Source organism: Enterobacter cloacae complex sp. IR5418, from assembly GCF_049238105.1.
GTDB lineage: Bacteria > Pseudomonadota > Gammaproteobacteria > Enterobacterales > Enterobacteriaceae > Enterobacter > Enterobacter hormaechei.
The window spans coordinates 59685-73634 of the sequence record NZ_JBMKHS010000003.1 but is presented as its reverse complement, the minus strand read 5'-3'; the positions used below and the strand labels follow the sequence as shown (position 1 = coordinate 73634).

At 55.4% G+C, this 13950-nt stretch carries 15 protein-coding genes and 1 other annotated feature (1 of these 16 cut by a window edge); of the genes, 4 read left to right on the top strand and 11 right to left on the bottom strand.

Going from position 1 to position 13950, the window contains the following annotated elements:
• Window positions 1-69, bottom strand: a sequence feature (Thr leader region); it reaches 49 nt to the left of the window's first position.
• From thrL to yjjY, 3 genes are all read right to left on the bottom strand, one after another.
• Window positions 8-76, bottom strand: coding sequence for a thr operon leader peptide (gene thrL / locus ACOTX7_RS03685; RefSeq protein ID WP_015572623.1), 69 nt, complete (start codon window positions 74-76; stop codon window positions 8-10). Its footprint overlaps the feature before it by 62 nt.
• 211 nt (window positions 77-287) lie before the next feature.
• On the bottom strand, window positions 288-974 hold the full coding sequence (locus tag ACOTX7_RS03680) for a tRNA/rRNA methyltransferase (protein WP_221256886.1): 687 nt from the start codon (window positions 972-974) through the stop codon (window positions 288-290).
• Window positions 975-1373: 399 nt separating this feature from the next.
• Entirely contained in the window at window positions 1374-1514 is a 141-nt protein-coding gene (gene yjjY, locus ACOTX7_RS03675; RefSeq protein WP_001541509.1) for a protein YjjY, read from the bottom strand.
• Between the two features lie 95 nt (window positions 1515-1609).
• Here yjjY and arcA point away from each other — a divergent pair, with 95 nt between their 5' ends.
• Entirely contained in the window at window positions 1610-2326 is a 717-nt protein-coding gene (arcA, locus tag ACOTX7_RS03670; RefSeq protein ID WP_003856501.1) for a two-component system response regulator ArcA, read from the top strand.
• A 46-nt stretch (window positions 2327-2372) separates the two neighbouring features.
• On the opposite strand, the gene creD is transcribed toward arcA, so the two are convergent.
• Genes creD through creA form a run of 4 tightly spaced genes read right to left on the bottom strand, consistent with a single transcriptional unit; the run spans window position 2373 to window position 6380 of the window.
• Window positions 2373-3725, bottom strand: coding sequence for a cell envelope integrity protein CreD (gene creD, locus ACOTX7_RS03665; protein ID WP_221812954.1), 1353 nt, complete (start codon window positions 3723-3725; stop codon window positions 2373-2375).
• 56 nt (window positions 3726-3781) lie between these two features.
• Window positions 3782-5206, bottom strand: coding sequence for a two-component system sensor histidine kinase CreC (gene creC, locus ACOTX7_RS03660; RefSeq protein ID WP_221812955.1), 1425 nt, complete (start codon window positions 5204-5206; stop codon window positions 3782-3784).
• Window positions 5206-5895: a two-component system response regulator CreB gene (creB, locus tag ACOTX7_RS03655; RefSeq protein WP_125358541.1), complete on the bottom strand. Its 690-nt coding sequence runs from the start codon at window positions 5893-5895 to the stop codon at window positions 5206-5208. The genes creC and creB overlap by 1 nt, the downstream gene beginning before the upstream one ends.
• Before the next feature lie 14 nt (window positions 5896-5909).
• The gene (creA, locus tag ACOTX7_RS03650) at window positions 5910-6380 is read right to left on the bottom strand and encodes a protein CreA (RefSeq protein ID WP_003856503.1); all 471 of its coding nucleotides are present in this window, start codon (window positions 6378-6380) and stop codon (window positions 5910-5912) included.
• A 215-nt stretch (window positions 6381-6595) separates the two neighbouring features.
• Between creA and robA the strand changes: the two genes are divergently transcribed.
• Window positions 6596-7465 carry an MDR efflux pump AcrAB transcriptional activator RobA gene (gene robA, locus ACOTX7_RS03645; protein WP_006810186.1) on the top strand — a complete coding sequence of 290 codons (870 nt, stop codon included), beginning with the start codon at window positions 6596-6598 and terminating at the stop codon, window positions 7463-7465.
• Here robA and gpmB read toward each other — a convergent pair.
• Complete coding sequence (gene gpmB, locus ACOTX7_RS03640; RefSeq protein WP_006810187.1) at window positions 7462-8109, bottom strand: 2,3-diphosphoglycerate-dependent phosphoglycerate mutase GpmB; 648 nt, start codon at window positions 8107-8109, stop codon at window positions 7462-7464. The genes robA and gpmB overlap by 4 nt on opposite strands.
• Window positions 8110-8158: 49 nt before the next feature.
• Between gpmB and yjjX the strand changes: the two genes are divergently transcribed.
• On the top strand, window positions 8159-8674 hold the full coding sequence (gene yjjX, locus ACOTX7_RS03635) for an inosine/xanthosine triphosphatase (RefSeq protein ID WP_032673791.1): 516 nt from the start codon (window positions 8159-8161) through the stop codon (window positions 8672-8674).
• Here yjjX and trpR read toward each other — a convergent pair.
• Both trpR and sltY read right to left on the bottom strand, forming a co-directional pair.
• Window positions 8665-8994: a trp operon repressor gene (gene trpR / locus ACOTX7_RS03630; protein ID WP_221812957.1), complete on the bottom strand. Its 330-nt coding sequence runs from the start codon at window positions 8992-8994 to the stop codon at window positions 8665-8667. The genes yjjX and trpR overlap by 10 nt on opposite strands.
• A 55-nt stretch (window positions 8995-9049) precedes the next feature.
• A complete protein-coding gene (gene sltY, locus ACOTX7_RS03625; RefSeq protein WP_047354680.1) occupies window positions 9050-10987 on the bottom strand; it encodes a murein transglycosylase in 1938 nt (645 codons plus the stop codon).
• A gap of 226 nt (window positions 10988-11213) precedes the next feature.
• On the opposite strand from sltY, the gene ettA reads away from it, so the two are divergent.
• A complete protein-coding gene (gene ettA / locus ACOTX7_RS03620; protein WP_006810191.1) occupies window positions 11214-12881 on the top strand; it encodes an energy-dependent translational throttle protein EttA in 1668 nt (555 codons plus the stop codon).
• A gap of 92 nt (window positions 12882-12973) precedes the next feature.
• On the opposite strand, the gene ACOTX7_RS03615 is transcribed toward ettA, so the two are convergent.
• A complete protein-coding gene (locus ACOTX7_RS03615) occupies window positions 12974-13873 on the bottom strand; it encodes a LysR family transcriptional regulator (RefSeq protein WP_047354678.1) in 900 nt (299 codons plus the stop codon).
• Between the last annotated feature and the right edge of the window lie 77 nt (window positions 13874-13950).

Sequence of the window (13950 nt, the reverse complement as noted above, 5' to 3'; positions counted from 1 at the left end):
GTACGCGTCAGCCCGCATCGTTACCTGTGGTAATGATGATGGTTGTAGTAATGGTGGTGATGCTGATGCGTTTCATGGATGTTGTGTACTCTGTCATTATTATCTGTCTGTGCTCTATTCTTTTAGGGTTAAAGGATCGAGCTTCTTAAGTCAATGAATTTTTAATTTGATCACAATTCGGGACATTCTCACGTCCCACTGTGGGCTGATTTATTTTCATCGGAATCCCCCAGATGCAACCCCTGACATCAGCAGGATCGGCCATAATAAAAACCTATGGCACGATTTTACTCGGCTAATTTTTTTTCAATATCATGGAGCAATCGGTGCAGCATTGCGGTGTCGCGCTGTTCAAGACGCCCTAAACGCTGCTGCAACCAGTCCACCATTTTTTGATCATCCGCGACGCCCAGCTGCACAAGAAGCTTATCTGCACGAACCCGCAGTGCCGCCAGCTGGTTTTCATCCGGCATTGTCACCGGTGGCTGAGAAATTTGTATTAAGGATGCTAATTGATAGCAATAAACCATCACCGCCTGCCCCAGATTGAGTGATGGATAATCCGCCACCATCGGCGCGCCCGTCAGCACGTCAGCCAGCTCCAGTTCTTCGTTGGTCAGCCCGGAATCCTCGCGCCCAAATACCAGTGCGGCTTTCTCCAGCCACTGGCTTTTTTCTTCCAGCATCGGCACCAGTTCAGCGGGCGTGGCGTAATAGTGAAACTTTGCCCGGCTGCGCGCGGTCGTCGCGATGGTAAACGAAATATCGTGCAGCGCGTCAGCGAGTGTTGCGTAAGTGGTTATATTATCGAGAATATCACCCGAACCGTGCGCAACCCACCGCGCAGCAGGTTCCTGATGTGCGGTGCTGTCCACAATACGCAAATCGGTAAAACCCATGGTCTTCATAGCCCGCGCCGCAGCGCCAATATTCTCGGCTCTCGCTGGTGCAACCAGCACAATCGACAGATGCATTTATGCTCTCTTTTTAATCATTTAGCGGGTAAAAATGTGATTCACTTTATCATATTACGCAGCGCGAATTTACAAATTTGCAACACAAATCACTGAAATAGCGTTTCATAACAAATTAAAAACGCTAAACTATTTTGTGGCTGAACAATCAGTTAGAATGTTAACAGAAGTTCATTATCCTTATGTTTTGTAATGATAATGACCATATGAATACTCTTTTCTGATTGGATTCGTACCGTTTATCAATCAATGTCCGCAACTAGTTGGTTTATTGAAAAATTGTGACAAAGGCTAGCATTCAGCTACGATGATTTCATCAAACTGTTAACGTGCTACAATTGAACTTGATATATGTCAACGAAGCGTAGTTTTATTGGGTGTCCGGTGTCACTTAGCCTGTTATGTTGCTGTTAAAATGGTTAGGATGACAGCCGTTTTTGACACTGTCGGGTCCAAAGGGAAAGTACCCACGACCAAGCTAATGATGTTGTTGACGTTGATGGAAAGTGCATCAAGAACGCAATTACGTACTTTAGTCACGTTAAGCCGATCATGTTAATTTGCGACATGCATCAGGCAGGTCAGGGACTTTTGTACTTCCTGTTTCGATTTAGTTGGCAATTTAGGTAGCAAACATGCAGACCCCGCACATTCTTATCGTTGAAGACGAGTTGGTAACACGCAACACGTTAAAGAGCATTTTCGAAGCAGAAGGCTACGATGTCTTTGAAGCGACCGATGGCGCAGAGATGCATCAGATCCTTTCTGAAAATGATATCAACCTGGTGATTATGGATATCAATCTGCCGGGCAAAAACGGGCTTCTTCTGGCGCGCGAACTGCGTGAACAGGCGAACGTCGCGTTGATGTTCCTGACAGGCCGTGACAACGAGGTTGATAAAATTCTTGGTCTGGAAATCGGCGCGGATGACTACATCACCAAGCCGTTCAACCCTCGCGAGTTAACCATTCGTGCACGCAACCTGCTGTCCCGCACCATGAATCTGGGTACGGTCAGTGAAGAGCGTCGTAGCGTCGACAGCTACAAATTCAACGGCTGGGAACTTGATATCAATAGCCGTTCGCTGATTAGCCCGAACGGTGAGCAGTACAAACTGCCGCGCAGTGAATTCCGCGCGATGCTGCACTTCTGCGAGAACCCGGGCAAGATTCAGTCCCGTGCAGAACTGCTGAAGAAAATGACCGGTCGTGAGTTGAAGCCACACGATCGTACCGTTGACGTAACCATCCGTCGTATTCGTAAACATTTCGAATCTACGCCGGATACGCCGGAAATCATCGCCACGATCCATGGTGAAGGCTATCGTTTCTGCGGTGACCTCCAGGAGTAATCCGTTCCGTCACGCAGTAAAAAACGGCGCTTTTGCGCCGTTTTTTTTATTTCCAGATCCGCATCGTATCGTCATCCGGCGATGCTGGTGGCTCAGACCGCTTCGGCTGTGAAAGTGAATACCAGTCGAGATGTCGGGTCAGGTACATCACGGCGAACAGCGCCAGCGCGAGAACCGCAGACCCCAACAGCAGCGCGCTATCCTCCGAGCGCAACAGGAACCACATCACCACGTCCAGCCCCAGCAGGGCCAGCACGAACAGCCCGCTGCGCTTCCAGCTTTTCAGCACAGCATGCAGGTACATCCCGTTCATCGCCGCGCCCACCAGACTTGCAACAACCCAGGCTGGTGTAAAGCCGACGTGTTCTGACAGCGCCAGCAGCACCAGATAGAACAGCACCAGCGAAAGCCCCACCAGCAGATACTGCATCGGGTGCAGGCGCAGACCGGTGAGAGTTTCGAAAACAAAGAAGGCCATAAACGTCAGCGCAATCAGCAAAATAGCGTACTTGATCGCCCGGTCAGTCAGTTGATACTGATCGGCGGGCGTGGCTACCGTGACGCTGAAAGCGGGGATCGACTCCCACGTCGGAGATTCACTGCCGTTGAACCAGCTCTCAAGGTTGTTCGCAAACCAGCTGCTCTGCCAGTTCGCCTGAAAACCGGAATCACCAATTTTGTGCTTCACCGGCAGATAGTTACCCATAAAGCCCGGATGCGGCCAGTTGCTGTTCAGCGCCATTTCACTGTTACGTCCCACAGGCACCACGGCAAAACTTCCCGTCCCCGCCAGATTCAGCGACATGTCCATGACAAACGTTTTTGGCTCCAGCGCTTTGTCCGTCAGCGGGATATGAATACCGGAAAGCCCCCCATACACGCCTGAACCCGGCTCTACGCTCAGCGTCTCACCGTTGATACTGGAGACGTTAACCGTGCCAATGCCGCGAGCATCGCCCACGCCAACAACGATAAACGGCTGCCCCAGGGTCATCGTCTCCCCTTTCAGCTGCGTGATTTTTTCGGTGTTGAATCGCGCTTTTATGTTGAGTTCAGTGTTCCAGATCTGACCGTCATAAATACCGATATTTCGGGACTCAACGTGCTGGTTACCCTCAACAAGCAGAGACTCCGGCAGGATGAAACGCATATAGCTTTTCTTGTACTCGACTTGCTTCTCATCCTCTGACTTGTAGAAGACCTCCGTAACCGGGATCGCCATCATCGGGCCGACCAGTTTTTGCGGTCCACTGGTACTCTGGCGAAGTGTGTTTTCGACATCATTACGGTAGCTTTCACGCTCTGAAATGAGGTTACTCACCATACACAGCGGAACTAACAGCAGCAGAATGCACCCCAGCAGGGTGCTTACTTTCCAGAACAGGGGGGATTTCATCATTACGTCTCCTTTGCGATGAAGAGAGCGTAACCAGGCTGTGTGGGGGAAGTTTGAAGTTATGTGAAGGGACGGTGAAGTGTCAGCGTGGCCATCACGCCGCCTTCATCACGATTGCGCAATGTAATCTCTCCCTGATGCAGACGAGCCACCTCCTGGACAAAGGCCAGCCCAAGCCCGCTGCTCTTAACCCCATTATCCCGCGGCAGGGAATAGAAGCGTTCAAAAATACGATCCCGCGCGTAATCCGGGATCCCGCTTCCGCTGTCGGTGACGATCAGCTGTATCTGCCCGTGCTCTTCCCGGGCCGCCAGTTCTATGGATCCGCCCTGCGGTGTGAAATCGATAGCGTTATCCAGCAAATTACCGAGCGACTGTTCAAGCAGGTCGGGATCGCCTTTAACATAAAGCGAAGCAGGCTGGAGGGTCAGCGCAATCTCTTTTGTCGCCAGCTGCGCCGATCGCGCGTCAGCAAGCCGGGTAAACAGCGAGTCGACCCGGACGGCCTCGGGCGTAATCTCGACCCGATTTTCAAGCCGAGCCTGAGCGAGCAGTTTTTCAACCAGCGACTGCATGCGCGCGTTTTGTACCAGAATGTTATCGATGAACCGCGCAGCCACCTGCGGCGGCGGCTGCTCGGCGAGTATTTCCGCCGCGCCGCGTATGGCCGCGATCGGGCTTTTCAGCTCGTGGGTGAGCGCATGGACATAGCGTTCAATATAGTTTTTCCCTTCGAGGCGAATGCGCATATTTTCCAGCGCCTGGGCCAGCTTGTGCAGTTCGCTGCTGCCCGGATTGGGCAGCGGGAGAGGCGTGTCGGTGGTCACCGAGTCGGCGTAGTGCGATAACGTACTGATGGAACGGTTGATCCACCAGGCGACAAAAAGACCGATCAGCAAAGCAATGCCGAGCAGCGCCCCGCCTGCCCACAGAATTCGCCGCTCGCTGCGATGAATAACCGGGTCCATCGCGCTGTTAGGTTTCCCCACCGACAGCACGCCGATGATTTGGCCCTGTTCCACAACCGGCGCGGCAACATACATCACCGTACTCTCCGGATCCTCGGGATTGATCTGAGTACTGCGCGCGCCGTATTCGCCGCGAAGCGTCAGCCAGACGTCGTTCCAGCGAGAGTAATCTTGTCCTAACGCCAGGCCTGTGGAATCAAACACCACTCTCCCCTGCGCATCGGTCATATAGACGTGATACTCGTTGCGCACCTTATGAATGCCGCCGATATTGGCGCGGAAAGGCCGCTGATGGAGCTGGGAAAAGGCCTGCGCCAGTTTGCCCTGCTGCGCATTGCCCGAAAGAAGATCCTCACGCCCGACTTCGGCGAGCAAGGTCGCGGTATCGATCAACGTGCCCTCGGTTGCCCTTCGCACGCCGGGCTTCACTTCCTGAACAAAGATCGACAGCACAAACCACGCGGCGATGGCCACGATGAGGAAATATCCCAGCAATAACCGCATCCCAATGCGCATCAGTAAAGGCCCAGACTATAGCCCATACCGCGATGGGTGCTGATGGGTGAGAGTTCCTCGTTCACCGCCCGCAGCTTGGCGCGAAGGGTTTTGATGTGGGTATCCACGGTACGATCGAAACTGTCCCCGTCTTCACCCCATACCTTGTCCATGAGCTGCTGGCGAGAAAATACGCGTCCGGGCGCCTGTAACAGGGTTTTGAGCAGCAAGAATTCGTAGCGGGTCAGGGGCAATGCTTCACCGCACCAGCTGATTCGGGCTGCTGGTTCGTTCAGCTCAAACTGCCCGATACGCACCGTCTCTGCTGGCGCGGCAGATTTTTGCATCCGGCGTAAAATGGTCCTTACCCGGGCGCATACCTCGCGCGGGGAGAAAGGTTTGGCGACGTAGTCGTCTGCGCCCATTTCCAGGCCGAGGAGTTTATCCACTTCGTCACTGCGTGCCGTCAGAAACAGCACGGGCAGTGACGGATGCTGCGCCAGAAGCTGGCGGCAGAGCTCGAAACCACTGATGTCCGGCAGCCCGATATCCAGAATGGCGAGCGCCGGAACCTGCCGCCGCGCCGCCTCCAGCACGGGTAGCCCCCGTTCAAACGCCTTTACCGCAAACCCTTCCTGCTGAAGCATGTAGATAAGCGTATCGGCAATACTGGTTTCGTCTTCAACCAGCCAGACCACAGGTTGTTGCATGGTTCATCTCTGTATTAATGCCACGGCATAATCGGCACCGCGCTAATCGCGTTTTTCGGTGACCCTTCCACGACTTTGTCGGAATAAGCCAGATAAGCCAGGGTGTTGCGCTTCGCGTCATAAAAACGCACTACCTGTAGCTTTTTGAATACCAGCGAGGTCCGTTTCTGGAATACGACGTCGCCCTGCGCTTTGCCGTTTTTGATTTTGTCACTCAATTCCACCGGGCCAACCTGCTGGCAGGAAATGGCCGCGTCAGACGTGTCTTCAGCCAGACCCAGGCCGCCTTTAATCCCGCCCGTCTTCGCCCTGCTGACATAGCAGGTGACGTTTTTCACGTCCGGATCGTCAAAGGCCTCCACCACAATTTTGTGGTCCGGCCCAAACATTTTAAACACGGTATCCACGGAGCCAATTTGCTCCGCCTGCGCCACGCGCCCTGCCATCAGCGCCAGAGCCGCAAAGACTAAAACCTTGTATTTCATATTGTTACCATTCATAAAAAATTACGCTGAGCGATTATTCAACAGGTTAGGTAAAAATGTAGCAAGATCACAGGATTAGAATATATCCGCACATAAATCACCACAAAAAGCATTTATGCGCAAAAAAAACACTGAATGCTAAAACGTCAAAAAATGCTATTATCCGCTAACCTGTAAACAGGCACCTGCGGCAGTTTTAAGGATGAGGATAGTATATGGATCAGGCTGGAATTATTCGCGACCTGCTCACCTGGCTGGAAGGTCATCTCGACCAGCCATTGTCACTGGATAATGTGGCGGCAAAAGCAGGCTATTCCAAGTGGCATCTGCAAAGGATGTTCAAAGATGTCACCGGTCATGCTATCGGTGCTTATATTCGTGCACGACGGTTATCAAAGTCTGCTGTAGCGTTGCGCCTGACCGCGCGACCAATCCTGGATATTGCCCTGCAATATCGCTTCGATTCACAGCAAACCTTCACCCGCGCCTTTAAAAAACAGTTCTCGTTAACGCCAGCGCTTTATCGTCGTTCGCCGGACTGGAGTTCCTTTGGTATGCGTCCGCCGCTGCGTCTGGGCGAGTTTGCGATGCCAAAATATGAAATCATCACCCTGCCGGAAACGCACCTGGTTGGCACCACGCAGAGCTACTCCTGTTCCCTGGAGCAGATCTCCGAGTTCCGCCATCAGATGCGCGTTCAGTTCTGGCGCGAATTTTTAAGCCACGCTCCGGCGATCCCGCCGATTCTGTATGGCCTGAACGAAACGCATCCAAGCCAGGAAAAAGACGACGAGCAGGAGGTGTTCTATACCACGGCGCTGACGCCTGACATGGCGAACGGTTACATTCATGGCTCGAAGCCTGTCGTGCTGGAAGGCGGCGAGTATGTGATGTTCTCATACGAAGGTTTAGGCACGGGCGTTCAGGAGTTCATCCTGACCGTTTACGGGACCTGCATGCCGATGCTGAATCTGAATCGCCGTAAAGGTCAGGACATTGAGCGCTACTATCCGGCGCATGATGCTAAACCGGAAGAAGGCCCTATCAATCTGCGTATGGAATTCCTGATTCCGGTACGTCGTTAACGCTGCAATTCGTCCAGTGCAGGGGCATCAAGATGCGAAATGTCCCCTGCCATCTCAACCACCCACCCCGATGCCAGCCAGGCACTTTCCTGATAGTCGATACGGGAAATGGAACAGTTGCGCAGACGCAAACGACGCTCGGCATAAGCCGGCAGTCCCAGAATGGTGCTCACCAGGCAACCCAGCGCGATACCGTGGCTCACCAGCAGCGGTCGGCTACCCGCAGGAAGTTTCAGGCACTCGGCCAGCGCGGCATGCATGCGCACGCTCAGCTCCTGCATGGATTCCCCCTCCGGGATGCGACCATCTTCAGTACCGTTCACCAGCGTGCGACGCCAGCCTTCTTCGGTTTCCGTCAGCGTATCGATAGGACGTTTTTCCAGCACACCCATATCCAGTTCGCGCAGGCGCGGTTCGAGGGTGACGTCACAGCCACAGGCATCGGCAATGATGCGCGCCGTCTGCTGCGTGCGGCCTAAATCACTGGAGATGACGTGAGTGATACCCAGCGTTCTGGCGCGCTCCGCCACCTGCCACGCTTGTTGCACACCCTTGTCGGTGAGAGGACTGTCTGACTGGCCTTGAATACGTCGCTCGGCGTTCCACTGCGTTTCACCGTGGCGAACAAGGTATACCTGTAACATGCTTTTTTTCCGTTATACTGCGATGAATTTTTTTAAATCGAGCTTAATTATGCACCATGTTGTCTCTGCTACCACCAATCCTGCCAAAATTCAGGCAATTCTAAGGGCATTTGAAGAGATCTTCGGCGAAGGATCCTGCCATATTGACGCCGTCGGCGTCGAGAGTGGTGTGCCGGAGCAGCCGTTTGGCAGCGAGGAAACGCGCGCTGGCGCACGAAATCGCGTGGCGAATGCCAAAGCCGCCGCGCCAGACGCTGACTTTTGGGTCGCGATTGAAGCGGGCATCGACGAAGGGGCAACCTTCAGCTGGGTGGTGATTGAAAGCCGTGAGCAGCGCGGCGAAGCGCGTTCAGCCACCCTGCCCCTGCCGGAGATTATTCTGGAGAAAGTTCGCGAAGGCGAAGCGCTCGGGCCGGTGATGTCGCAGTACACCGGCATTGATGAGATTGGCCGTAAAGAAGGGGCGATTGGCGTCTTTACCGCGGGCAAGCTCACCCGTTCGAGCGTTTACCACCAGGCGGTGATCCTGGCGCTAAGCCCGTTTCATAACGCCATTTATCGTTGATCGCTCAATAAGAATGACTCGAGCCACTGGCGCAGCTCAACCGGCGCAGACTTCAGGCTGTTTGACCCACGGGTAATCGTCGCGATGCCCGCGCCCAGCTCGTTTTTCAGCTCGCGCTGGCTCATCTCACCGCGCAATAGCTCTTCAATAATCCGCACGCGCGTGCCCAGCGCCTCACGCTCGTCCGGCGTAAGCATCAGCTGCATGAGGGGTAGGTGCAAATCCTGCTCGTAAGACTGGCGAAGCAGCTCCACAAAACGAAGCCACTCCTGGTGACGCTGTTCGGCCATCGCCGAGGAATACGGGGAATGCTGGGTCATGTTATGCTGCCTCTTGTACTCATTAGCGAGTACAGCATAACACAACCCACGCCGATCAGTAACGTCTCTGCCACTCGGCATCGCTCATCAGGGTATCTTTCTGCCCCATGAAGTAGCGATAGTAGGCGTCATACGCCAGCACGTTCTTCACATAGCCGCGCGTTTCCGAGAACGGAATGCTCTCGACGAACGCCACGGCGTCGATACGCCCTGCGCTATTGCCAAGCCATGTCCGCACGCGGCCGGGTCCGGCGTTGTACGCCGCTGACGCGAAGATGCGGTTATTACCGAACTGCTGATAGACATACTGCAAGTAGCTGGTGCCGATGTTGATGTTGGTATCCGGATCGAGAAGCTGTGACGGGCTGCTATAACCTGGAATGTTGAACATCTTCACCGTGTGCGTCGCGGTGCCCGGCATAATTTGCATCAGGCCACTGGCCCCCACCGGAGAACGCACTTTCGGGTTCCACGCACTCTCCTGACGGGCGATCGCCATCGCGTAGCTTTGCGGAATGTCTTTGCCGCTGGTGTAACGCTCGAAGAGATCTTTATAAGCCAGCGGGAAACGCTCTTCGAGATGATCCCACAGCTTGCCGGCGATCGTCGCCTGTACGCTCAGATCCCACCAGCGATTATCAAACGCATAGCGGGCAAGCTGCGCTTTCTCATTCGTGGTGCGGCTGGTCACCAGATTGGCCCATTCGCTGCGCGCGGTATTATCCAGATTCCAGTACATCAGCTCGCGCACGCGCGCCATTTCTGGCCCCTGCGTCAGCGCCGGGTTCGCGTTAGCTGGCGCTTTGTCGATCTTCAGGGTGTACTCCTCGCCCAGACGCTGCGCCGCCGCCATCGGGTAGAAGCCGCGCTGCTGCATCAGGGAGTGGAGGATCTCTTTGGCTTCGTCTTCACGACCACGCTCCAGCAACAGGTCCGCCTGCCAGTAACGCCATTCATCTTTCTCTTTGGCATCCATCGGCAGACGCGCCAGCCAGGTATTGAGGCCACGACGATCGCCCGTGCCCAACGCCATGCGCACGCGACGTTCTACCAGCGAGACAGAGTTTGAACGCATTACCGCATCGTCACGCCAGCGCGCCTGTTCGTCGGTGACATCTGTTCCCATCAGCCGCCACGCAACGATATCGCGCAGCTCCTGGGTTTGATCGTCATTCAGCTGCTGGGCCTGCACCAGCTGCGGGATCATCAGCCGGGCGTTTTCCACATCATCACGCGCCACGCTGGTAAAGGCCACCGCCGCCATTTGACGGGTAAAATCGGTCGCGCCGGTGGTGCGCGCAAACGTCAGCACGGTATTGGGATCGTTCGCCAGACTGATAACGGCGGACGCAATGGTCTGATAATCCGCTGGCATCTGGCCCGCCAGCACGGTGACCAGCCGGGTGTTTCCGGCCTTCATCGCCAGGCGAATGCGTTCCAGGTAAGAGAGCGGATCCTGCTTGCCCGAGGCGCGCCAGGCGCTGAAAAGCGGGTCACAGGCGTTTGGCTGGCTTTTCCCCGTCAACCACAACTCTTTCGCACCAGCCCAGGCTTCCTCCTGCTGACCGGTCGCCCATTTCGCATAATAGTAATTACACTGCGCTTCCGTCGCGCCCGGTTTATCCGGGCTGAAGGCCAGCAAACCGCGCCAGTCTTCGCGACGGGCCAGCTCGTTTACGAACCGGGACTTCAGGGTGCGCGCAGGCGGCAGGGTCGGGTTCGCCTGAATGAAGTTATTGACGGTGACGGTCGGTTGATTCATGAGATCGTCGGTGATCTGACGATACTCCAGATACGGATACAGCGGATAATCCTTCAGCGTCGGCATCAGCGCCTGGACGGTATCCATCTGCTTGTTGTCCCATGCCTGTTTAATCTGGGCATAGCGGCTACGTTGTTCATCCAGTGAATCGGCATGTACCGCCTGGCTTACCGCCATTACGCATACGCTGGCCGCCAGCAGACGCCAGACCACCCGTTTGGCTTTTTCCACACGCTCTTCCTCATTGTTTTTCGTCAGTTGCAGCGTCTTGCCACGTAAAAGTTACATCAACTTATGCTAACCAGGCATCCCACAACGCGCCACGTCATGGACACTTTTTTACCTTTCTTGCGCGTTTTAACACTCCCGACGTTCCTGGCTGGGATTAGGGCGTGAAAAAGGCTACACTTCGAGGCTGAAATTCCTTCTCATCACGATAAAAGAGGCGAAGTCCAACGTGGCTCAATTCGTTTATACCATGCATCGTGTCGGCAAAGTTGTCCCGCCGAAACGTCATATTCTTAAAAATATCTCGCTGAGCTTCTTCCCGGGCGCAAAAATCGGTGTTCTGGGTCTCAACGGTGCCGGTAAGTCCACCCTGCTGCGCATCATGGCCGGCATCGATACAGACATCGAAGGTGAAGCCCGTCCGCAGCCTGGCATCAAGATCGGCTACCTGCCGCAGGAACCTCAGCTGAACCCGGAACACACCGTTCGCGAATCCGTTGAAGAAGCGGTATCCGAAGTGGTTAACGCGCTGAAAGGTCTGGATGAAGTGTATGCCAAATACGCCGAGCCGGATGCGGACTTCGACAAGCTTGCTGCACAACAGGGCAAGTATGAAGAGATTATCCAGGCGCACGACGGCCACAACCTGAACGTGCAGCTGGAGCGCGCCGCTGATGCCCTGCGTCTGCCAGACTGGGATGCGAAAATCGCTAACCTGTCCGGTGGTGAACGCCGCCGCGTGGCGCTGTGCCGCCTGCTGCTGGAAAAACCAGACATGCTGCTGCTCGACGAACCGACCAACCACCTGGATGCGGAATCCGTGGCATGGCTGGAGCGCTTCCTGCACGACTTCGAAGGCACCGTGGTGGCAATTACCCACGACCGTTACTTCCTCGACAACGTGGCAGGCTGGATCCTGGAGCTGGACCGCGGGGAAGGTATTCCATGGGAAGGCAACTACTCCTCCTGGCTGGAGCAGAAAGACCAGCGTCTGGCGCAGGAAGCGTCTCAGGAAGCCGCCCGTCGTAAGTCTATTGAGAAAGAGCTGGAGTGGGTGCGTCAGGGCGCGAAAGGCCGTCAGTCTAAGGGCAAAGCCCGTCTGGCACGCTTCGAAGAGCTGAACAACACCGAATACCAGAAACGTAACGAAACCAACGAACTGTTTATTCCACCTGGCGCACGTCTGGGGGATAAAGTGGTTGAAGTGACCAACCTGCGTAAGTCCTACGGCGACCGCCTGCTGATCGACGATCTGACCTTCTCCGTACCGAAAGGCGCTATCGTCGGCATCATCGGTCCGAACGGCGCGGGTAAATCCACCCTGTTCCGCATGATGTCCGGTCAGGAACAGCCTGACAGCGGCTCTATCACCCTGGGTGAGACCGTGAAGCTGGCCTCCGTTGACCAGTTCCGTGACGCCATGGATAACAGCAAAACCGTGTGGGAAGAAGTCTCCGGCGGTCTGGATATCATGCGTATCGGCAACACCGAGATGCCAAGCCGTGCCTACGTTGGCCGCTTTAACTTCAAAGGCACCGACCAGGGCAAACGCGTGGGCGAGCTGTCCGGCGGTGAGCGCGGTCGTCTGCACCTGGCGAAACTGCTCCAGGTTGGCGGCAACGTTCTGCTGCTCGATGAACCGACTAACGACCTGGACATCGAAACCCTGCGCGCGCTGGAAAACGCCCTGCTGGAATTCCCGGGCTGCGCGATGGTTATCTCGCACGACCGTTGGTTCCTTGACCGTATCGCGACCCACATCCTGGACTACCAGGACGAAGGTAAAGTGGAGTTCTTCGAGGGTAACTTCACCGAATACGAAGAGTACAAGAAACGCACGCTGGGCGCCGACGCGCTGGAGCCGAAGCGTATTAAGTACAAGCGTATTGCGAAATAAGTGCCTGAGTGCCGGGTGGCGGCTTCGCCTTACCCGGCCTACGGTACTGCGCAGTTTGTAGGCCGGGTAAGCGTGAGCGCCACCCGGCTTTTTTATTTGCCCACGTAGTACCGCTTCACCTCATCAAACTGCATTGCAAAGTCGATATAGCTCATCAGCGCAGGCGAATTCAGCTTGCGGCTCGGGTAGGCCAGCCAGAGATCGTTACCTTCAACGCTCCATTCTGGCAGCACCTGAACCAGCGCCCCCTTTTCGATCTTATCCTCCAGCAGAAAGGCGGGTAACAGCGTGATCCCCGCCCCGGCAATGGCACATTCGCGGGCGTACACCAGGTTATCGGTCATATGGGCATTATCCGGCAGGTAGCGGTAATCCTCACTCTCGCTTCGCAGAAGCCACTCCGACCATGCCCGGTGCGTAATGCAGCGGTGATCCACCAGTTGTCGGGGGTGGATTAACGGCGCCCGACGCGCCAGGTAGTCGGGCGAGGCCAGCATGTAGCGCGGACAGTGCCCAATCATGCGGCCAATCAGGGAGGAGTCCTGCGGTTTGCCGGTGCGCAGCGCCACGTCAAAGCCAGACTCAACCAGATCCACCACGTCGTCAGAGATCGACACATCCAGCGACACGTCAGGATAGCGAAGCTGGAACTCGGCATTCATATGGGCCAGCAGCGTCGCGCCAATCCCGGCCGGACAGGTGATCCGCAGCCGCCCGCTGGGGTTTTCGCGCAGGCGCTGAATGGCATACTCCGCGCGCTCGCTGGCCGCCAGCATTTCACGGCAGTGCACCAGATAATGCTCGCCTGCAAAGGTCAGGCTGATCCTGCGAGTCGTGCGGTTAAGCAGACGGATCCCCACCTGCTGCTCCAGCTGGCTTATCCGCTGGCTGACGCTGGATTTCGGCAGCTCCGCCTTCTGCGCCGCCGCGGTAAAGCTGCCCATCTCGGCCACCAGCGCAAACAGCGCCATATCCTGAAGCTGTTTAAACATGATTGTTCACCCTATGCGAACGCTGAGTTCTTGATTGTCCATCTTATCATGCAGCTGACCACTTACTAGACTAGCCT

Excerpts from the sequence above, each read along its gene's own strand:
- ACOTX7_RS03680 (WP_221256886.1), bottom strand. The coding sequence starts at position 974 with ATGCATCTGTCGATTGTGCTGGTTGCACCAGCGAGAGCCGAGAATATT.
- arcA (WP_003856501.1), top strand. The coding sequence starts at position 1,610 with ATGCAGACCCCGCACATTCTTATCGTTGAAGACGAGTTGGTAACACGC.
- creD (WP_221812954.1), bottom strand. The coding sequence starts at position 3,725 with ATGATGAAATCCCCCCTGTTCTGGAAAGTAAGCACCCTGCTGGGGTGC.
- creC (WP_221812955.1), bottom strand. The coding sequence starts at position 5,206 with ATGCGCATTGGGATGCGGTTATTGCTGGGATATTTCCTCATCGTGGCC.
- creB (WP_125358541.1), bottom strand. The coding sequence starts at position 5,895 with ATGCAACAACCTGTGGTCTGGCTGGTTGAAGACGAAACCAGTATTGCC.
- creA (WP_003856503.1), bottom strand. The coding sequence starts at position 6,380 with ATGAAATACAAGGTTTTAGTCTTTGCGGCTCTGGCGCTGATGGCAGGG.
- robA (WP_006810186.1), top strand. The coding sequence starts at position 6,596 with ATGGATCAGGCTGGAATTATTCGCGACCTGCTCACCTGGCTGGAAGGT.
- gpmB (WP_006810187.1), bottom strand. The coding sequence starts at position 8,109 with ATGTTACAGGTATACCTTGTTCGCCACGGTGAAACGCAGTGGAACGCC.
- yjjX (WP_032673791.1), top strand. The coding sequence starts at position 8,159 with ATGCACCATGTTGTCTCTGCTACCACCAATCCTGCCAAAATTCAGGCA.
- trpR (WP_221812957.1), bottom strand. The coding sequence starts at position 8,994 with ATGACCCAGCATTCCCCGTATTCCTCGGCGATGGCCGAACAGCGTCAC.
- ACOTX7_RS03615 (WP_047354678.1), bottom strand. The coding sequence starts at position 13,873 with ATGTTTAAACAGCTTCAGGATATGGCGCTGTTTGCGCTGGTGGCCGAG.